This is a genomic window from Streptomyces sp. Ru71, from assembly GCF_002920535.1.
Lineage (GTDB): Bacteria > Actinomycetota > Actinomycetes > Streptomycetales > Streptomycetaceae > Streptomyces.
In genome coordinates this window covers 1-17,999 of sequence record NZ_PQSS01000019.1, presented here as the reverse complement: position 1 = coordinate 17,999, position 17,999 = coordinate 1, and the positions used below count along the sequence as shown (strand labels likewise).

16 protein-coding genes are annotated in these 17,999 nt (G+C 72.9%); 10 read left to right on the top strand and 6 right to left on the bottom strand.

What is annotated here, in order from left to right; genetic code table 11:
- Nucleotides 1–37 precede the first annotated feature (37 nt).
- Both C3489_RS14330 and C3489_RS14325 read left to right on the top strand, forming a co-directional pair.
- Complete coding sequence (locus tag C3489_RS14330; RefSeq protein ID WP_103782184.1) at nt 38–430, top strand: YidH family protein; 393 nt, start codon at nt 38–40, stop codon at nt 428–430.
- Entirely contained in the window at nt 427–765 is a 339-nt protein-coding gene (locus C3489_RS14325) for a DUF202 domain-containing protein (RefSeq protein WP_103782183.1), read from the top strand. Before C3489_RS14330 ends, C3489_RS14325 begins: the two co-directional genes overlap by 4 nt.
- A 6-nt stretch (nt 766–771) precedes the next feature.
- Here C3489_RS14325 and C3489_RS14320 read toward each other — a convergent pair whose 3' ends face one another.
- Nucleotides 772–1,707 (bottom strand): NADP-dependent oxidoreductase, encoded by a 936-nt coding sequence (locus tag C3489_RS14320; RefSeq protein WP_103782182.1) that lies wholly within the window; start codon nt 1,705–1,707, stop codon nt 772–774.
- Nucleotides 1,708–1,890: 183 nt separating this feature from the next.
- Between C3489_RS14320 and C3489_RS14315 the strand changes: the two genes are divergently transcribed.
- From C3489_RS14315 to C3489_RS14305, 3 genes are all read left to right on the top strand, one after another.
- A complete protein-coding gene (locus tag C3489_RS14315; protein ID WP_103782181.1) occupies nt 1,891–2,913 on the top strand; it encodes a phosphotransferase family protein in 1,023 nt (340 codons plus the stop codon).
- 6 nt (nt 2,914–2,919) lie between these two features.
- Complete coding sequence (locus C3489_RS14310; protein ID WP_103782259.1) at nt 2,920–4,134, top strand: acyl-CoA dehydrogenase; 1,215 nt, start codon at nt 2,920–2,922, stop codon at nt 4,132–4,134.
- A 178-nt stretch (nt 4,135–4,312) separates the two neighbouring features.
- Nucleotides 4,313–5,203, top strand: coding sequence for a LysR family transcriptional regulator (locus C3489_RS14305; protein ID WP_103782180.1), 891 nt, complete (start codon nt 4,313–4,315; stop codon nt 5,201–5,203).
- 10 nt (nt 5,204–5,213) lie between these two features.
- Here C3489_RS14305 and C3489_RS14300 read toward each other — a convergent pair whose 3' ends face one another.
- From C3489_RS14300 to C3489_RS14290, 3 genes are read right to left on the bottom strand one after another with little or no spacing between them, the layout of a single operon-like run.
- On the bottom strand, nt 5,214–5,807 hold the full coding sequence (locus tag C3489_RS14300; protein ID WP_103782179.1) for a TetR/AcrR family transcriptional regulator: 594 nt from the start codon (nt 5,805–5,807) through the stop codon (nt 5,214–5,216).
- Nucleotides 5,808–5,837: 30 nt separating this feature from the next.
- Nucleotides 5,838–7,502: a class I adenylate-forming enzyme family protein gene (locus C3489_RS14295; RefSeq protein WP_103782178.1), complete on the bottom strand. Its 1,665-nt coding sequence runs from the start codon at nt 7,500–7,502 to the stop codon at nt 5,838–5,840.
- On the bottom strand, nt 7,499–8,263 hold the full coding sequence (locus C3489_RS14290; protein ID WP_103782177.1) for an SDR family oxidoreductase: 765 nt from the start codon (nt 8,261–8,263) through the stop codon (nt 7,499–7,501). The genes C3489_RS14295 and C3489_RS14290 overlap by 4 nt, the downstream gene beginning before the upstream one ends.
- A gap of 158 nt (nt 8,264–8,421) precedes the next feature.
- Between C3489_RS14290 and C3489_RS14285 the strand changes: the two genes are divergently transcribed.
- Both C3489_RS14285 and C3489_RS14280 read left to right on the top strand, forming a co-directional pair.
- Nucleotides 8,422–9,660, top strand: a complete 1,239-nt coding sequence (locus tag C3489_RS14285; RefSeq protein WP_103782176.1) for an exo-beta-N-acetylmuramidase NamZ domain-containing protein — start codon at nt 8,422–8,424, stop codon at nt 9,658–9,660.
- Between the two features lie 102 nt (nt 9,661–9,762).
- A complete protein-coding gene (locus C3489_RS14280) occupies nt 9,763–11,088 on the top strand; it encodes a serine-threonine protein kinase (protein ID WP_103782175.1) in 1,326 nt (441 codons plus the stop codon).
- A 5-nt stretch (nt 11,089–11,093) separates the two neighbouring features.
- Here C3489_RS14280 and C3489_RS14275 read toward each other — a convergent pair whose 3' ends face one another.
- The gene (locus tag C3489_RS14275) at nt 11,094–13,883 is read right to left on the bottom strand and encodes a penicillin acylase family protein (RefSeq protein ID WP_103782174.1); all 2,790 of its coding nucleotides are present in this window, start codon (nt 13,881–13,883) and stop codon (nt 11,094–11,096) included.
- Between the two features lie 257 nt (nt 13,884–14,140).
- Here C3489_RS14275 and C3489_RS14270 point away from each other — a divergent pair, with 257 nt between their 5' ends.
- Together C3489_RS14270 and C3489_RS14265 are read left to right on the top strand one after the other, a co-directional pair.
- Nucleotides 14,141–14,743, top strand: a complete 603-nt coding sequence (locus C3489_RS14270; protein WP_103782173.1) for a hypothetical protein — start codon at nt 14,141–14,143, stop codon at nt 14,741–14,743.
- Nucleotides 14,744–14,869: 126 nt separating this feature from the next.
- The gene (locus tag C3489_RS14265; RefSeq protein ID WP_181139670.1) at nt 14,870–15,598 is read left to right on the top strand and encodes a 3-keto-5-aminohexanoate cleavage protein; all 729 of its coding nucleotides are present in this window, start codon (nt 14,870–14,872) and stop codon (nt 15,596–15,598) included.
- On the opposite strand, the gene C3489_RS14260 is transcribed toward C3489_RS14265, so the two are convergent.
- Nucleotides 15,544–16,278, bottom strand: coding sequence for a hypothetical protein (locus C3489_RS14260; RefSeq protein WP_103782172.1), 735 nt, complete (start codon nt 16,276–16,278; stop codon nt 15,544–15,546). The two genes, C3489_RS14265 and C3489_RS14260, sit on opposite strands and share 55 nt — an antisense overlap.
- Before the next feature lie 154 nt (nt 16,279–16,432).
- Here C3489_RS14260 and C3489_RS14255 point away from each other — a divergent pair, with 154 nt between their 5' ends.
- Nucleotides 16,433–17,503 carry an RNA ligase (ATP) gene (locus C3489_RS14255; protein ID WP_103782171.1) on the top strand — a complete coding sequence of 357 codons (1,071 nt, stop codon included), beginning with the start codon at nt 16,433–16,435 and terminating at the stop codon, nt 17,501–17,503.
- Nucleotides 17,504–17,999 lie beyond the last annotated feature (496 nt).

The window sequence follows — 17,999 nt, the reverse complement described above, 5'->3', positions numbered from 1 at the left end:
AGCGCCCCGGGTTCGCGCTGCGGATAGGGTCCTGCACGTGATCGAACTCGTACGGAACGTCCGGTTGTGGTTCGCGCCGGAGCGGGTGCGGGAGGAGGGCGGCACGCCCGACTACCGGTTCTCGCTGGCCAACGAGCGCACCTTCCTGGCCTGGCTGCGCACCGCGCTCGCGCTGATCGGCGGCGGGTTCGCGGTGGACCAGTTCCTGCCCGACCTGCGCTGGGGCTGGCGCGTCGGCCTGGCGCTCGCGCTGCTGGCGGCGGGCGTGCTGTGCGCGCTGCGGGCGGTCAACCACTGGGTGCGCTGCGAGCGGGCGATGCGCCGCGGGGAGGACCTGCCGGTGTCCCGGTTCCCGGTGGTGCTGAGCCTCGTCGTCGCCGTCGTCGCGGTGGCGATGGTCGTCGTCGTGCTCATCGGGTGGGAGGGATGAGCGGCGGGCACCCGGTCGCGGGGGTGAGCGGCGAGCGGGACCCGGGGCTGCAGCCCGAGCGGACCCGGCTCGCCTGGCGTCGTACGACCCTGGCGTGGGCGGTCGCGGCCGTGCTCGCCGTGAAGGCCACGCTGCAGGGCGGCGCCTCCGCGGCCGACGTCGTCGCCGGCGCCCTGTGCTGCGCGCTGTGGGTGGGCTTCCTGCTCGTCGCCCATCACCGCATCCGTCTGCTGGCGGCGGCGGACCGGCCCCGGCCGATGCCGGCGCGGCTGGCGACGGCGGCGGTGCTGTGCACGGTGGCGATGGCGGTGTGCGCGATCGCCGTGGTGCTCTGAGCCGCGTCAGTCCTCCTCGGGCACCGTCACCACGATCTTGCCCCGGGTGCGGCCCTCCTGGCTGTGCCGGTGGGCGTCCGCCGCGCGCTCCAGCGGGAAGGCCGCGTCGATGTGCACCGAGACCACGCCCTGGTCGGCCAGGTCCGACAGTTTCTGCAGGTCCTCGGCGTCGGGCCGGACCCAGTAGTAGCGGCCGCCGTACGTCTGCACCTCCGGGTCGGCGATCGAGGCGAGGCGGCCCCCGGCGCCCAGCAGGTTCACGGAGGCCTGCAGCGCGTCGCCGCCGACGGTGTCGAAGGCCGCGTCCAGGCCCTCGGGCGCCAGTCCCCGCACCCGGTCGGCGAGCCCCTCGCCGTAGCTGACCGGTTCACCGCCGAGCCCCCGCACGTAGTCGTGGTTGCGCTCGCTGGCCGTGCCGATCACACGGGCGCCGAAGTGCCGGGCGAGCTGGACGGCGATGGAGCCGACGCCGCCGGCCGCGGCGTGCACCAGCACCGTCTCGCCGCGCTTGACCTGGAGCGCCTTGACCAGCACCTGGTAGGCGGTCAGTCCGGCCAGCGGCAGCCCGGCGGCCTGTTCGAAGGACAGGTTGCGCGGCTTGCGGGCGAGGGTGCGCACGGGGGCGGCCACGTACTCGGCGAAGGTGCCGCGGGAGAGGAAGTCCTCGCGGACGTAGCCGATGACCTCGTCGCCCTCGGCGTACTCCGTGACGGACACGCCGGGTCTGACCACGACGCCGGACATGTCCCAGCCGGGCACCACCGGGAAGACGGATTCGATCATGCCGTCGAGGTAGCCCTCGCGGCACTTCCAGTCCACGGGGTTCACCGCCGCCGCCCGCACCCTGACCAGGACGGCGTCGGGGCCGACCTTGGGTTCGCGCACCTCCCCGTACTCCAGCACCTCGGGTCCGCCGTACCGGCTGTAGCTGATCGCCTTCATGGCACCGACCCTCCGGGGTGGTCCCGCGCCGCGCAAGCCCGGATGGACCACGCGTGCGCGCTTCGCCGGTCGGGGGTCGTCGGCCTATGGTGGTCCCGGTCACGTTCCGCTCCGGCACTGGACGACATACCGACCGGTCAGCATGATGGTGGGAGACCTGTTCACCTGCCTGTAGGAGCGATGATGAGCCCCGACCACCCGCCCGGACTCGATCTCGACCGGCTGCGCGGTCTGCTGGAGCGCGAGCGGCCCGGTCTGGTGACCGGTCCCCTGACCGGCCGGCTGGTCGAGGGCGGACGGTCGAACCTCACCTATCTGGTCGGCGACGGCACGCAGCAGTGGGTGGTGCGCCGGCCTCCGCTCGGGCATGTGCTGGCCACCGCGCACGACATGAAGCGCGAGCACCGGGTGATCAGCGCCCTGCACCCGACCAAGGTGCCGGTGCCGGAGCCGGTGCTGCTGTGCGAGGACGAGGAGGTGCTCGGGGCGCCCTTCTACGTCATGGAGTTCGTCGAGGGCACCCCGTACCGCACCGCCGAGCAGCTCGCCCCGCTCGGCCCGGAGCGCACCCGGCAGGCGGTGCTCTCGCTCGTCGACACACTCGTGGAGCTGCACGCCGTCGACCCCGCCGAGGTCGGCCTCGGCGACTTCGGCCGCCCGGAGGGCTTCCTGGACCGGCAGCTGCGCCGCTGGGGCAAGCAGCTGGACGCCTCCCGCAACCGCGAGCTGCCCGGCATCGACGAGCTGCACGCCGCGCTCGGCCGGGAGCTGCCCTCCTCCCCCGCCCCGACGATCGTGCACGGCGACTACCGGCTGGACAACGTCCTGATCGGCGCCGACGACGAGATCAAGGCGGTGCTGGACTGGGAGATGTCCACGCTCGGCGACCCGCTGACCGACCTGGGGCTGCTGGTGATGTACAGCCGGCCGCTTCAGCTGCCGGACTCCCCCGTCTCCACCACCGCCCAGGCCCCGGGTCACCCGGCGCCGCGGGAGCTGATCGAGCGGTACGCCGCGCGCTCGGGGCGCGACGTGTCGGCCGTGGCCTGGTACACGGCGTTCGCCTGGTTCAAGCTCGCCGTGATCCTGGAGGGCATCCACTACCGCTACACCCTGGGCCAGACCGTCGGCCGCGGCTTCGACCGCATCGGCGAGCTGGTCCCGGTCTTCATCGAGCACGGACTGACGACTCTTCAGGAAGGCTGAGTGGCCATGGACTTCGCGTTCGACGCACGCACCGAGGAACTGCGCGCCAAACTGCTCGCCTTCATGGACGAGTACGTCTACCCGGCCGAGGCGGTGGCCGAGGAGCAGCGCGCCGCGCTCGCCTCCCCGTGGGACACCCCGCAGGTCGTCGAGGACCTCAAGGCCGAGGCCCGCCGCCAGGGCCTGTGGAACCTCTTCCTGCCCGACGAGGAGTACGGCGCCGGCCTGACCAACCTGCAGTACGCGCCGCTCGCCGAGATCACCGGCCGCTCCCCGCAGCTCGCGCCCACCGCACTGAACTGCTCCGCGCCGGACACCGGCAACATGGAGGTGCTCGCGCAGTTCGGCGACGAGCAGCAGAGGAAGCAGTGGCTGGAGCCGCTCCTCGCGGGGGAGATCCGCTCGGCGTTCGCGATGACCGAGCCGGAGGTGGCCTCCTCGGACGCCACCAACATCACCACGCACATCGAGCGTGACGGCGACGAGTACGTCATCACCGGCCGCAAGTGGTACATCTCCGGCGCGATGGACCCGAACTGCAAGATCTTCATCGTGATGGGCAAGACGGACCCGGACGGCGCGGACATCCGCCGCCAGCAGTCCATGGTCCTGGTCCCGCGCGACACCCCGGGCGTCACCGTCAAGCGTGCGATGCAGGTCTTCGGCTACGAGGACCACTACCACGGCGGCCACGCCGAGGTGATCTTCGACCACGCGCGCGTGCCGGTGACGAACCTGATCGGCGAGGAGGGCGGCGGCTTCGCCATCGCCCAGGCCCGGCTCGGGCCCGGCCGTATCCACCACTGCATGCGGCTGATCGGCATGGCCGAGCGGGCCATCGAGCTGATGTGCAAGCGGGCCGTGTCCCGCACCGCGTTCGGCAAGGCATTGGCCCAGCAGGGCGTGGTGCAGAACTGGATCGCCGACGCGCGGGTGACGGTGGAGCAGCTGCGGCTGCTGGTGCTGAAGACGGCCTGGCTGATGGACACCGTCGGCAACAAGGGCGCCCACACGGAGATCCAGGCCATCAAGATCGCCACGCCGCGCGCGGTGGTCGGCATCCTGGACCGGGCGATCCAGCTGCACGGCGCGGGCGGGGTGAGCCAGGACTTCCCGCTGGCCGAGCTGTACGCCGGCGCCCGCACCCTGATGCTCGCCGACGGCCCGGACGAGGTGCACCAGCGCTCGCTGGCCCGGCGCGAGCTGAAGAAGTACCTCTAGTAGCCGCCCGAGTAGTGGTGGTCCTCGCGCGCGAGGGCCTGGAGGAACGACAGGAACCGCTGGAGAAGAGAGGGTCTGCGTGTCATGCGTCCAGCGTGGCGCGCAGGCCGTCGACCGGTCCAACAGATGGTTTCGCTGGCCGGCATCTGTGAAATAGATGGATCTCTACAATGCACGGATGGAGATCCGTCAGCTCCGCCATTTCATGGCGGTCGTGACCGAGGGCGGCTTCACCGCGGCCGCCCGGGCCGAGCTCATCGTGCAGTCGGCGCTCAGCACCTCGATCAGGAACCTCGAACGGGAGCTGGGCGCCGATCTGTTCGAGCGGACGGGGCGCCGGGTGGTGCTCACGGAGGCGGGGCGCGCGCTGGTGCCGCAGGCGCGGGCGCTGCTGGCCGGCGCCGAGGCCGCCCGGGACGCGGTCGCCGCCGTGACGGGGCTGGCGACCGGCCGGGTGTCCGTCGGCACCATCCAGACGCTGACCTGCGTCGACCTGCCCGCCGAACTGGCCTCCTTCCACCAGGAGTTCCCCGGTGTCCAGGTGTCCGTGCGGGACGCCCCCGTCGGCGAACTGACCGACGCGCTGCGGGCCGGGGAGCTGGATCTGGCCTTCCTCGCGCCGGACGCACGGGAGTTGCCCGAGGGGCTGCACTCCCACGCCACCTGGCGGGAGGAGCTGGTGCTGATCACCGCTCCGGGGCATCCGCTGGCCCGGGCCGGGCGCACGCTCATCAAGGACCTCGCCGACGAGCCGTTCGTCGACTTCCGGGCCGGGACGGGTCTGGAGACGGCCGTGCGGCGCCTGGCCGCGCACTGCGGCCTTCAGCGCCGTATCACCTGTGACGTCACCCAGATCGGGCTGCTGGTGGATCTGGTGCGGGCCGGGATCGGGGTCGCGTTCGTGCCGCGTGCCATCGGGGAGCGGGCCGGGCTGCCCTGCGTGCGCGTGACGCAGCCCGAGCCCGGCCGTACGGTCGTGCTGGCGGGGCGGGGGCCGGCGCCGCGCAATCCGGCGGCGGCGGCCCTCGCCCGTCACCTCACGGGCGCGGCGCCCGCGGCGCGTCCTTGAGGGCGCGTCCTCAAGGGCGCAGTGCCCGCAGCAGCAGGTCGGCCAGGTGGTCGGCGACCTCCTGCGGGCTCAGCGAGCCGTCCGCGCGGTACCACGTCGGCAGGTGGTGGACCGAGCCGAAGTGGTAGTCCACGACGAGGTCGGCCGGGGTGGCCGTGGAGAAGACGCCGGCGCGCTGCCCCTCCTCGATGAGCGCGCGGAAGCGCTCGTGGTAGCGCCGGCGCTCGGCGCGCACCTGCTTGTTCTTCTCCGGGCTGAGGTGGTGCATCGACCGGAAGAAGATCGACGTGTCGTCGAGGTTGTCGATGGTGGTCACCACCACGTCCGCCGCCGCGTCCCGCAGGCGCTGCTCCACCGGCGCGTCCAGGCCGGCGAAGTGGTCGAGCCGCTCCTGCTGGAGGCGCAGCACGCGCGCGTACACCTCGTGCAGCAGATCGTCCTTGGAGCCGAAGTAGTGGTACAGCGCCCCCTTGGTGACGCCGGCCGCCTCGACGATCTCCTGCACCGAGGTGCGGTCGTAACCCTGCTCGGCGAAGAGCCGGGTGGCGGCGGCCAGGAGCCGCTGCGGCACCGGAGTGCCGTCCCCGTCCGTCGTCCTGGGCACTGCCGCCACCTGCCTTTCCGTTCCGGGTGTCTAACTGTCTCGCGTGCGGGAACGCAGTTCCCGCCGGAGGATCTTCCCACTTGCCGTCTTGGGCAAGTCGGGCAGGATCTCGACCTGCCGAGGGTATTTGTAGGCGGCCAGTCTCTCCTTGCAGTACGCGGCGAGTTCCTCCGGGTCCGCCTCGACGCCCGGACGCAGGCTGATGTAGGCCCGCACGGTCTCGCCACGGTAGCCGTCGGGGACGCCGACGACGGCCGCCTCGCGCACCGCCGGGTGGGTGTAGAGCACGTCCTCGACCTCGCGCGGCCACACCTTGAAGCCCGAGGCGTTGATCATGTCCTTCTTGCGGTCGACGACGTACAGCCAGCCCTGCTCGTCCATGAAGCCGATGTCGCCGGTGCGCAGCTCGCCGTCGGGGAAGGTCTCGGCGGTGGCGTCGGGGCGGCGCCAGTAGCCGGGGACGACCTGCGGGCCCCGTACGGCGATCTCGCCCTGCTCGCCGAAGGGCACCTCCTGGCCCTGCTCGTCGATGATCCGTACGACCGTGTCGGGGCCCGGCACGCCGACGGCCAGCGTCCCGGAGGCCGGGTCGACGGGCGCCTCAAGGCCGGGCGGCACGGAGGCGCAGGGTGCGGTGCACTCGGTGAGGCCGTAGCCGTTGCGGATGTACGGTCCGAAGCCCGCCCGGAACTTCTCCACCAGGGCCGGCGGCAGCGGGGCGCCGCCGGAGGAGATGACCGTGAAGGACGCGAAGTGCTCCCGGGTGCAGGAGGGGTGGGCGGCCAGCGCCATGAACGCGGTCGACGGGCCGACGGTGTAGTGCGGGCGGTGCGCGGCGAACGCGTCGAGGACGACGCCCGCCTCGAAGCGGTAGGCCAGCACCAGCGTGCCCGCGCTGTTCAGGCAGGCGCCGAACTGGCAGACCATCCCGGTGATGTGGAACAGCGGCGCCAGCGCGAAGTACACGGGCGCCTCGGGCAGGCCGAGCCCGGTGCTCTGGCGCTCGGCGTTGTACATGATGTTGCCGTGCGTGTTGGTGGCGCCCTTGGGCGTGCCGCTGGTGCCCGAGGTGTAGCTGATCAGGGCGGTGTCGGCGGGCGCGGGGTCGCGGCCCTCGGGGGCCTTGTGCCCGGCGCGGGCGACGGCGGTCAGGTCGTCGGCGTCCGGGGCCTGCGGCAGCCGTTCGAAGGACAGCACGCGCGCGTCGTCGCTCGTCTGGAAGTCCAGCTCGCAGGCGGTCAGCGCGATCCGCACCGGTGAGCCGGCGGCCGTGTCGCGCAGATACGTCTCCCACGCGCGGTCGCTGCACACGAGTGCCGTCACCTCGGCGTCCCGCAGGACGTGGGACACCTCGCCCGACTTGTACATCGGGTTGACGGGGACGACGACCGCGCCGGCCTTCCAGGCGCCCAGCACGGCGAGCACGAAGTGCGGGGAGTTCTGCAGCACGACGGCCACCCGCTCGCCGCGCTCCAGGCCGCGTGCGGCGAGGTGGCCGGCGACGGAGTCGCTGAGCTCGTCGATCTCGCGGTAGGTGAGCCGGCCGTCGAAGTAGGCGAGGGCGGTGCGTCCGGGCGCCTGGGCGACGGCCCGGCGCAGGGCGTGGACCAGGGAGTCGGCGGGCTCGACGGGGGCCTTCTGGGCGTCGTCGAGGAGGGCCAGCCAGGGCTTGGCCGCGTAGCGTGACGCGCTCATCGGGCCTCCTCCCACTTGCGCTGGAGCTGGTTCATGCCGGCGAGCCAGCGGTCGGGCTCGGCGGCCCGGGCCTGGTAGTACCCGGCGACCTCGGGATGCGGCAGGATCAGGAAGCGGTCCTCCTCGATGCCCTTGAACAGCGCGTCGGCGACGTCGTCCGGCTCGATCGCGGTGGGCTTGAGGACCAGGTCGCCGGCGCTTCCGGTGGCGGAGAGCATGTCGGTGCGCACGCCCTGCGGGCAGATGGCGTGCACCTTGATCCCGCGGTGGCGGTAGGTCAGCGACAGCCACTCGGCGAAGGCGTAGGCGCCGTGCTTGGTGACGCTGTAGGGGGCGGCGCCGATCATGGTGAGCAGTCCGGCGGCGGAGACGGTGGAGACGAACCGGCCGCTGCCGCGCTCCAGCCAGCCGGGCAGCAGGGCGCGGGCCGCGCGCACGTGCGCCATGACGTTGACGTCCCAGGCGAGCTCCCAGACGCTCTCCTCGGCCGCCTCGGAGCCGCCGGAGCCGACGCCGGCGTTGGCGCAGTAGACGTCGACCGTGCCGCCGAGGGCGTCCAGGGCGGCCTCGACGATCGCGGAGGCGTCGCCGGGGACCGCGGTGGCGCCGATCTCGTCGGCGACGGCCTGCGCCTTCGCGGCGTCCAGGTCGTTCACGACGACCCGGGCGCCCTCGGCGGCGAAGCGGCGGGCCAGGGCGGCGCCGATGCCGCCTCCCGCTCCCGTGACGACCACTCCAGCACCCTGAACGGCTCCCACCATCGGTCTCCTTCGACGCGGCTCGGCTCCCCCGTGCGCCGCCACACTAACCAGTCGGTATGTAGCTGCGGAAGACCTGTTTGCGTCCGCTTCGTTCCTCGGGGGCCGAGCGGACGCTAGCGTGCGTGGGCATGACACACCCGGATCACGGAGGTCGTCGCATGAGGCTGTCCAGACGAAGTGTGCTCGCGAGCGCCGCCGCGGTGGCCGCGTCGGCCGCCCCCGCGCAGGCGGCCGCGCCGACCGGCGGCAGGCGGCTGCGGACGGGCTTCGAGCGCCTCGCCGCCGACGGCTGGGCCCTGCTGGACGGGCAGCGGGTCGGGATCGTCACGAACCCCACCGGTGTCACCCGGGACGCCCGCCACATCGTCGACGTGCTGCACGCCGACCCGCGCGTCGATCTGCGGGCCGTCTTCGGCCCCGAGCACGGCTTCCGCGGCACCGCGCAGGCGGGCGGCTCCGAGGGCCGCTACGACGATCCGGCGACCGGACTTCCGGTGTACGACACCTACCTCAAGAGCGGCCGGCCGCTGGCCGACGTGTTCACCGCGTCCGGGGTGGACACCGTCGTCTTCGACATCCAGGACGTGGGCGCGCGCTTCTACACGTACATCTGGACGCTGTACGACTGCATGGAGGCGGCCGCGCTCGCGGGCAAGCGGTTCGTGGTGCTGGACCGGCCCAACCCGGTCACCGGACGAGCCGCGCTCGGGCCGGTGCTGCACCCGGAGTTCGCGACCTTCGTCGGCCGCAAGCCGATCGCTCAGGCGCACGGGATGACGGTCGCGGAGCTGGCGGGGCTGTTCAACGGGGAGTTCCTCACCACCCCCGTCGCCCTGGAGACGGTGACGATGACCGGCTGGAAGCGGTCGGAGTTCTACGACGCCTCCGGCCTGCCGTGGGTACCGCCGAGCCCGAACATGCCGACCCCGGACACCGCGCTCGTCTACTCCGGCACCTGTCTTTTCGAGGGCACCAACCTCTCCGAGGGGCGCGGCACCACCCGCCCCTTCGAACTGCTCGGCGCCGAGGGGATCGACGGGCGCTGGGCGGCCGCCGCGAACGCGCTCGAACTGCCCGGGGTGCGGTTCCGGGAGGCGTACTTCGCGCCGACGTTCTCCAAGTTCCAGGGCAAGACCATCGGCGGGGTGCAGATCCATGTGCACGACCGGGAGGCCTACGACCCGGTGCGCACCGGCATCGCTCTGCTGGTGACCGCCAAGCGGGTGTGGAGCGGCTTCGCCTGGCGCTCCGACAACTGGATCGACAAACTGACCGGCTCCACCTGGGTGCGCACGGCCATCGACGCGGGCGCCGGCACCGACGCGGTCGTCGCCGGCTGGCAGGACGAGCTGGCGGCCTTCGCACGGGTACGGGAGCGGTATCTGCTGTACCGGTGAAAACCCGCCGTACGGGTGATGCCGTGACGTATGGCCAATCTCCTCCGTTCGCAGGACGATGCGCCACACAGCGCAGCGCATGGGGGGACGAAGGAGTCCGTCATGGCAGAGCCGGCGATGAGTGTGACGCCCTACTGGGAGCTGACCTTCGACGCGGACGGCGACGTCGACCGCGCGGAGAGGGACCGGCTGCTGACCCAGGCGGCCCAGCGGGGCGTGCGCGACCTGGTGGTGTTCGCGCACGGCTGGAACAACGACCGCTCGGGCGCCACCCGGCTGTGCAGCAGCTTCTTCGCACCCTTTCCGGAACTGGCCCCGGGCGCCCGGATCGGGTACGTCGGCGTGGTCTGGCCGTCGATGCGGTTCTCCGACGAGCCGATCCCCGACTTCCCGCGGTCGGTCACCGCCGAGCCGCCGCGCCGCCCGGCGCTGGACAAGGACACCCGGCACGCGCTGCTGGAGAGCTTCCCCGGGCGGGCGCCGATCGTCGAGCAGATCGCGCGGCTGCTGGAGCAGCAGCTCGGCGAGGAGGCCGAACTGACGGAGTTCGGGCGGCTGGTGCGGCTGCTGGTGGAGGTCGTGGCGCCCGGCCCGCAGGCGCTGTTCGCCGCCGACACGGTGGCGGAGGGGGTGCCGCAGGACGAGCCGGCGATGTTCACCCGGCCGGTGACCGAGGTGTGCGCCGACTTCGCCGCTGCGCTGGCGGACGCGGAGGGCGGGCGGGAGGGGTTCGGGCTGCCCAACCCCTGGGACGGGGCGCACGAGCTGCTGCGGCAGGCGACGTACTACGCGATGAAGCGGCGCGCGGGGACCGTCGGCGAGCGCGGGCTCGGCCGGGTCGTCGGGGAGCTGGCCACCGCCGTGCCGGGGATCCGGGTGCATCTGGTGGGGCACAGCTTCGGCGGGCGGCTGGTGTCGTTCGCGCTGCGCGGGCTGCCCGAGGGGGTGCGCGCGGTGGCGTCGGTGACGCTGCTGCAGGGCGCCTTCTCGCACTACGCGTTCTCCTCCCGGCTGCCGCACGACCCGCGCGCGGGAGGTGTGCTCCAGGACCAGCAGCACCGCGTGGACGGTCCCGTGGTGTGCTGCCACTCCCGGCACGACACGGCCCTCGGCACCTTCTACCCGCTCGCGTCGAAGATGGCGGGTGACGCGCGGGGGGCGGCGCAGGAGTTCGGCATCGGGCAGCTGCTCGGCGCCAAGTGGGGCGCGATGGGCCACGACGGGGTGCAGGCGGTGCCGGGCACCCGCGCGATGACGCTCGCCGACGCGCTGCGCGGGCCGCTGCCGGCGTCGGGCTGTGTGAACGTGGACGCGGCGGCGGTGGTCTGCCACGGCGGCCCGCCGGCCGGCGCGCACAGCGACATCCTGCACCGGGAGCTGGCGCAGGTCGTGGCGGCGGCGGGCCGCATCGGCCGGCCCGCCGCCTGAAGCCGTCAGCGGTGTGAGGTGAACTCCACGACCTGCTGATAGGTCGGCCGGTTCTGCCAGCCGATCTTTCCGTGCTTGATGCCGCCCAGCGTGCGCTGCACGATCGCGTCCGCGCACCACTGGTCGCCCGCGGAGCACTGGTCGTCACCGGGGTAGACCTGCGCGGCGGTCCTGCCCGCGGCCTCCTTCAGTGTGCCGAGGAGCAGGTCACGGCAGGCGCCGAGGCTGCCGCCGCCGCAGTACGTGTGCGCCAGCGGGCCGCGCACCGGCTCACCGAGGACCGCGCGGACGTCCTTGTCGACATAGCTCCACCAGCCGTACTGGAAGGAGCTCCCGGCGTGCGCCCCGGTGGGCCCGTGGCCGGCCGACGGGGCCTCGTCGACAGGCAGGTTGCGGGTGAAGGCGGTGTACAGCTCGGTGCCCAGGCCGGGTTCGAACTCGGCCTTGACCAGCAGCGGCCACCACGCGTCCAGGATGCGGATCGCGTCGGCGTCGGCATACGTCTTCGATCCGGCCGAGGTCTCGGTGCGCCGGGCGCCCGCGGCGAGCCAGGTCCGGAGCTTCCCGGCTGCCGCCGCGGCCGTCGCGTCGGTCACCGGGGCGCTGTCGATCACCTTCAGCAGGTCCGGTACGACGTCCTCCGCGCGCAGGTCGGTCAGGCCCGCCTCGGCCATCGCCCGGGTCAGGGAGGCGCGGGTGACGCCGCCGGCCGCGACCAGCTTCCGCACCCGGTCGTCGAGCAGGTCGCCGCGGTGCACGGACCCCTCACCCCAGGGCGCGGCCGCGTAGTCCTCGGCCTGCTTGTTGTTCCAGGAGATGTAGTAGTCCTGGTCGAGGGAGTGGGGGTGCGCGGAGGGCGGGGTGTAGGTCGCCGTGTTGGTCGCCGGGTCCCAGCCGCGCCACTCGTACGCCGGCCGCGCCCAGGCCGGGAACTCGGCGTCGACGCCGCTCGCGCGGACCGGGTTGTCGCCGCTGTTGTAGTACGCGGTGTGCGCGGAGTCGGCGTAGAACCAGTTGAAGGTGTAGTTGATGTGCCGCACCGCGCTCTGGAAGTCCTCGGGCCCCTTGACGTAGTCGGGGTCGTTGAGCATCTGGAAGCCGATGATGGAGTCGGCCTCGTGCAGGAAGGACGAGCGCAGCGTGGTGTAGGCGACCTTCTTGCCGCCGACGGTGGCCCGGTACTCCACCGGTCCGTACGCGGTGCGCCACACCCGCATCGTGTACGAGCCGGCGGCGGTGCCGTCCGCGACGGTCGGGTTCCAGGCGTTCTTCTGCTCGACCTGCTCCATCGGTGTGCAGGTGCCGCGGTAGAGGTAGTGGTGGTCGTCCTGGCACAGCTCGACGGCGTAGGTGTCGATGATGTCCTGGCCGGACGTGGTGGCGCTCCAGGCGTAGTCCTGGCCGCGGCCCAGTTCGACGTACATGCTCAGCCCGGCGAAGGAGGCGCCACGGGCGCTCAGGCCGGGGCCCTGGATCTCCTGGAGCATGAGCAGCTGGGGCGCGAAGTAGCCGGTCTGCGGGCCGAACACGGCAACGGGGTGGCCGCTCGCGGTGTGCGCGCCGCTGACGACGAGCGCGTTGGACATGCCGCGCCGGGCCGAGGAGAGGGCGTTGCTCGCGGCCGTCTTCGAGGTGGTGCTCGCGGCGGCCGTGGCCGCGCTGCCGGTGCGGTCGAAGACCAGCGGTTCCTCGGTGACCGAGCCCGGGTCGGGCAGGGCCTCGCCCTGCGGGTCGTCGGGCCGGGTGGCATAGGGGAAGCGCTGCCCGTCGTGGAGGGTGAGCACGGCCTCGGGGTCGTTGCGCTCGCGGAAGGACTCCCAGACCTTCGTGCCCTCCGCCACGCCGTACTTCTGCTGGGCGGCGAGCAGGGAGAGCGCGTTGTTCACCTCACCGCCGCCGCCGGAGCCGAACAGGGCGCCGATCACCGAGGCGAGCGCGACCATGTCGGTGTCCTTGAAGTGCTCGATGGTGCCGGCGTTGGTGATGGAGTCCTTGTGGCCGGTCAGGACGTACTCGCCGGGGAAGTAGCGTCCGCTGTCGGAGGCGTCGATGTAGGCGTTGACGCCGTCGAGGTAGGCGTGGACGTCCGCCAGGGCCTGCTGCCCGCGGGCGCCCGCGCCGGCTACGGCCCGGTCGATCTGGGCCTGCAGATCGGCCTCGGTGTAGGGGGCGTTGCGCCAGAACTGCTGCTCCAGGCCCTGGTTGGCCGGTGCGCCGCCCGCGAAGGAGGTCAGCCGGCCGCGTCCGACGTGCCGGAAGACGTCCATCAGCCACAGCCGGTCCTGGGCGGCGGCGTATCCGGCGCCGAACTCGGTGCCGTAGCGGGTGGTGCCCGTGATGTGCGGTACGCCCGTCTTCTTGTCGCGGACGATCGTGACGTCGGTGCGGCCGGCCGGCTTGAGGGTGGAGGCGATCTGGTCGGCCGGGACGCCGAAGGAGGCGTCGTTGAAGAACGTGTTGATCTTGTCGGTGGTGAGGGACGGGTAGCCGGTGGCCAGGTTCGCGTAGGGGCCCAGCTGGCCCTCGGCGTGGCTCGGCTGGGTGCCGAACGCCTGGTTGAGGAGGATCTGGGCGAGGGTGGCGTTGCCGTTCTGGCCCGGCGGCAGGATGTCCGAACACTGGCCGCCGCAGTGGTCATCGGCGGTGGCGGCCTCGGCGGCCGTTGCCGCGGTCTGGGAAAGCGGTGACAAAAGCCCGGCAACGAGGGCGCATACGGATGCGGTCTTCAGGAACCCGTGGAATCCGCGAGGAGTTCTCAGTCTGTCAAGCGTGCTTCGTGGGGTGCGCCATGACATGGGCGGCTCCTACCGACGTGGGGGTTGGCCGGATGTTACCGGCGGTATCCCCGCGTTTGAAGATGAACATGCGTCACGTTTGGGGGTCAACTCGGGCCGTGGCAGGGCCCGTCGGGGTCAACCGGGGGCTGATGGATGGACGGCATCGGAAAACGGAGGGAGCCGGATCGCGTGTCGATACGTCTATTCGGCGACGTCCGCACGACGACGCCGACGTGACCGAAGTACAGGTGCAGGTGTGACGGAGGTGCAAGGCGATGGCCGGTTTCCGGAGTCTGGCGAGACAGGTACGCGATCCGCGGTGCGATCTGGCGCTACGCCGCTACTCGTTGCGCAAATGTCTGGAGCGGTTCGCTCCGTACGGGCACAGGGCGACCTGGGACCATCTGTGCGGCCGGTGGGGGTTCGGACCGGAGGACAGGTCTCCCGACCCGGCGCGGCTCGTGGCCGCGCTGGGCGAGCTGGAGGAGGCGCGGTCGGTGTGGCTCGCCTATGAGGTGGAGTTCGCCGAGCGGCGCAGGAAGGAGAAGCACGACGGGCTGCGCAGGCCGGGCAGCGTGGACGACTGGCACCGGATGACCTGGGGCGGATTCGGGGTCGCCTGGTGCGACGACCCGCGGGTGCATCCGCGCGAGCCGCTGGCGGAGGTGCTGCGCCGGCTCATCGCGGCGCTGGAGCGCGAGCCGGGTACGAGCTGTCCGGTGTGCGACGGGAGCCGGCTGGTGTGGCGGTACGGGCTGGACCATGAGCCGTCCGCAGGTCCGGTCTGCGTGGACTGCGGGATTCTGGTGCCGCGGCCGGTTCTCACGCCGGAGGCGCTGACACAGGCGCGGTTCGGCCGGTTGCTGGTGTCGGCCTGAGCACGTGCGGCCGGCTGCTGGTGGCGGCCTGAGCACGTGCGGCCGGGGCCGCTCGGTGGGGGTGTGCCGGGGGACGCACCCCCTTCGCCGGGGCGTGCTGTCCGTGGTGTCGGGCACCATCGGGGCATGGTGCAGGTCTGTCTGAACGGAACCCGGGGTGCCGCCGACGGCGCCGCCGTGCCGCGTACGCCGCGGGAGCTGGCCGAGGCCGCCGCGCGGGCGGTCGCGGCCGGGGCCACGGACATCCACGTCCACCCGAGGACACCGTGCGGCCACGACTCCTTGTCGCCCCGCGTGGTGGGGCCGGCGCTGGAGGCGATACGCGCCCGGGTGTCCGTGCCGGTGGGCGTGACGACCGGCGCGTGGGCGGAGCCCGAACCGGCCGCCCGCGTCGCGCGGATACGGAGCTGGACGGTGCTGCCCGACCACGCCTCGGTCAACTGGCACGAACCGGGCGCCGAGGAGGTGGCCGCCGCCCTGCTCGACCTCGGCGTGGGCATCGAGGCGGGCGTGTGGTCCGGCACCGAGGGCGCCGCCCGCTTCCTGCGCTCCCCGCTCGCGCCGAAGGTGCTGCGGGTGCTGGCCGAGGTCATGGAGCCCGACCGCGGCACGGCCGAGGACACGGCACGGGCACTGCTCGCCGAACTGGGCCCTGCGCACGGCCGCCCGGTGCTGCTGCACGGCGAGGACGGCGGCGCCTGGCCGGTGCTGCGGCTGGCGGGGCGGCTGGGCCTCGCCACACGGATCGGGCTGGAGGACACGCTGCTCCTGCCGGACGGCCGACCGGCCCTGTCCAACGCTCAGTTGGTGGCGGAGGCGCTGGTCCAGTACGGGTGCGCCCAGCGCTCGTCGTAGGGCAGGGCGAGCAGTCCCGCCCGGGTCGCCAGGTCCCGGTCCCCGCGCGCCCCCAGGCGGGCGGCGCCGGGGCCGGACAGCCAGTGCCGCAGCTCGGTGACGGCGGCAGCCTCGTCGTCCGGGTCCCACCAGGTCAGCGGCCACCGGTCGACGAGCAGGTCCTCCATCCACCCGCGCGCGCAGGCGGCCAGGTGCGCGTCCGGCGTGGACCCCTCCGGCCAGCGGTGCAGCAGCGCGGTCATGCCGCACAGGATCGAGCCGCACGTCTCGAAGACCGCCTCCGCCGGGTACGACGGCGCGGGCGTCAGGAGGACGTCCTGACACCAGGCGTGCACGAACGCCTCGACTGCGGCCGCCTGTTGGGCCGGCCAGGCCCGCCAGTCGACGCGGGCCAGCCCGTGCCATCCCCAGCCGATGCCGTCGAGGGTGCCGTCGGCCATGGCCCGTGCCGCCTGCGGCAGCAGACGGCGCAGCACGGCGGGGTGGTCGTCGTAGTGCAGAGGGTCCTTGAAGAGGAAGCGGGCGAGCAGCCCGTCCGGCACTCTGCGGTACGGGGTGCGCAGACAGGCGGTCTCCTCGGGGCGGAAGCAGCGTTCGCAGCCGGTCTCCCCCGGACTGGCGAAGCCGTTGAAGACCGTCTCGACGTCCGCGAGCGCGGCGTCAAGGGCAGCTGAGGGCAAGGGCGTTGTCCTTGTCACGGCTCCGTGCGCGGTGTCGCCACCGGCCGAAGATCGCCACGCTAGCAGTCCGAAATCCGCTCGCTCCAGCCCTTTGCGGTCCGGACAGTGGGGAGGCGATGAAACCGACCTGACGACCAGGAAACCGAGGATTCCCATGTCGACGCTGCGCGTCACCGCCGAAGTGCTGACCGTTCACGAGCATCCCGACGCCGACGCGCTGGAGCTGGCCCAGGTGGGCCTGTACCGCGCGGTGGTCGCCAAGGGCGCGTACCGCACGGGTGAGGCCGCCGTCTACATCCCCGAGCAGGCGGTGCTGCCGGACGCGCTGATCGAGGAGCTGGGGCTGACCGGGCGGCTGGCGGGCGGCGCCGCCAACCGGGTCAAGGCGGTGCGGCTGCGCGGTGAGCTGTCGCAGGGCATCGTGTGCCGGCCCAGGGCGCTGGCCGGCGTGGACCTGCTGCGGGCGGCGCGGGAGGGCACGGACTTCGCGGAGCTGCTGGGCATCACCAAGTGGGTGCCGCCAGTGCCGCCGACGATGGACGGCGAGGTGGAGTCCGCGCCCGAGCTGCTGCCGTGGGTGGACATCGAGAACATCCAGCGGTATCCGGACGTCTTCGCGCCGGGCGAGCCGGTGGTGCTGACGGAGAAGCTGCACGGTTCGGCCTGCCTGCTGACCTATGTGGCCGACACCGGCCGGGTGTTCGTGTCGTCCAAGGGCTTCGGGGCGAAGTCGCTGGCGTTGAAGGAGGATCCACGCAACCTGTACTGGCGGGCGGTGCGGGCGCACGGCGTCGCCGAGGTGGCCGCCGGGCTCGCCCGGCGGCTGGGGGCCGGCCGGGTCGGGATCTTCGGCGAGGTCTACGGCGCGGGCGTGCAGGATCTGACGTACGGCGCGGACGGGCGCCGGGACCACGCGCTCGGGTACGCCGTGTTCGACGTGTCGGCGGAGATCGACGGGGCGGTGCGCTGGCTGGACGCGGCCGAGCTGCTCGACGGGGAGCTGCCGTTGGTGCCGCGTCTGTACGAGGGGCCGTTCGGCATCGACCGGGTGCTGGAGTGGGCCAGTGGACGCGAGACCGTCTCCGGCCGGGAGCTGCACCTGCGGGAGGGCGTGGTGATCCGGCCCGCGCGGGAGCGCTACAGCCCGGTGACCGGTGGCCGAGCCATCGCCAAGGCGGTCAGCCCGGCGTACCTGACCCGCAAGGGAGGCACCGAGTTCGAGTGACGACCACGAAACGGTCACCATCAGGGGAGGTCCGAGCCGAAGCCCGGGCCTCCACGTGACGGCCGAGCCGGGGATGGGCCCCACGGGACCGCCGGGCCGGAGCCCGGACCTCCACGTGACGGCCGAGCCGGGGATGCGGCCTCAGGGACCGCCGAGCCGGAGCCCGGACCTCCACGTGACGGCCGAGCCGGGGATGGGGCCTCAGGGACCGCCGAGCCGGAGCCCGGGCCTTCACGTGACGGCCGAACCGGAGACGGGCCTCACGGGACCGCCGGGCCGGAGCCCGCGCCATCACGGGACGGCCGAGCCGAGGACGGGGCCCTTCACGGGACCGCCGAGTGCGAGACCCCCGGGGCCCGGTCTGGCCCGCTCCCTGCCCGTCATCGACCTCCTGGACGACGACGTGGACCTGGCGCCCGCCCGCCATCTGCCGCCCGCGACGCCGGCCGACGGCGCGGGGCCGCTCACGGCGGTGCGCGAACGCCTCGGCGAGACC

What these genes read in the sequence shown, in the direction of transcription:
- C3489_RS14275 (WP_103782174.1), bottom strand. Translation starts at nt 13,883, where the DNA reads ATGTCATGGCGCACCCCACGAAGCACGCTTGACAGACTGAGAACTCCT.
- C3489_RS14255 (WP_103782171.1), top strand. Translation starts at nt 16,433, where the DNA reads ATGTCGACGCTGCGCGTCACCGCCGAAGTGCTGACCGTTCACGAGCAT.
- C3489_RS14315 (WP_103782181.1), top strand. Translation starts at nt 1,891, where the DNA reads ATGAGCCCCGACCACCCGCCCGGACTCGATCTCGACCGGCTGCGCGGT.
- C3489_RS14285 (WP_103782176.1), top strand. Translation starts at nt 8,422, where the DNA reads ATGAGGCTGTCCAGACGAAGTGTGCTCGCGAGCGCCGCCGCGGTGGCC.
- C3489_RS14265 (WP_181139670.1), top strand. Translation starts at nt 14,870, where the DNA reads ATGGTGCAGGTCTGTCTGAACGGAACCCGGGGTGCCGCCGACGGCGCC.
- C3489_RS14320 (WP_103782182.1), bottom strand. Translation starts at nt 1,707, where the DNA reads ATGAAGGCGATCAGCTACAGCCGGTACGGCGGACCCGAGGTGCTGGAG.
- C3489_RS14295 (WP_103782178.1), bottom strand. Translation starts at nt 7,502, where the DNA reads ATGAGCGCGTCACGCTACGCGGCCAAGCCCTGGCTGGCCCTCCTCGAC.
- C3489_RS14290 (WP_103782177.1), bottom strand. Translation starts at nt 8,263, where the DNA reads ATGGTGGGAGCCGTTCAGGGTGCTGGAGTGGTCGTCACGGGAGCGGGA.
- C3489_RS14280 (WP_103782175.1), top strand. Translation starts at nt 9,763, where the DNA reads ATGGCAGAGCCGGCGATGAGTGTGACGCCCTACTGGGAGCTGACCTTC.
- C3489_RS14325 (WP_103782183.1), top strand. Translation starts at nt 427, where the DNA reads ATGAGCGGCGGGCACCCGGTCGCGGGGGTGAGCGGCGAGCGGGACCCG.
- C3489_RS14270 (WP_103782173.1), top strand. Translation starts at nt 14,141, where the DNA reads ATGGCCGGTTTCCGGAGTCTGGCGAGACAGGTACGCGATCCGCGGTGC.
- C3489_RS14305 (WP_103782180.1), top strand. Translation starts at nt 4,313, where the DNA reads ATGGAGATCCGTCAGCTCCGCCATTTCATGGCGGTCGTGACCGAGGGC.
- C3489_RS14310 (WP_103782259.1), top strand. Translation starts at nt 2,920, where the DNA reads ATGGACTTCGCGTTCGACGCACGCACCGAGGAACTGCGCGCCAAACTG.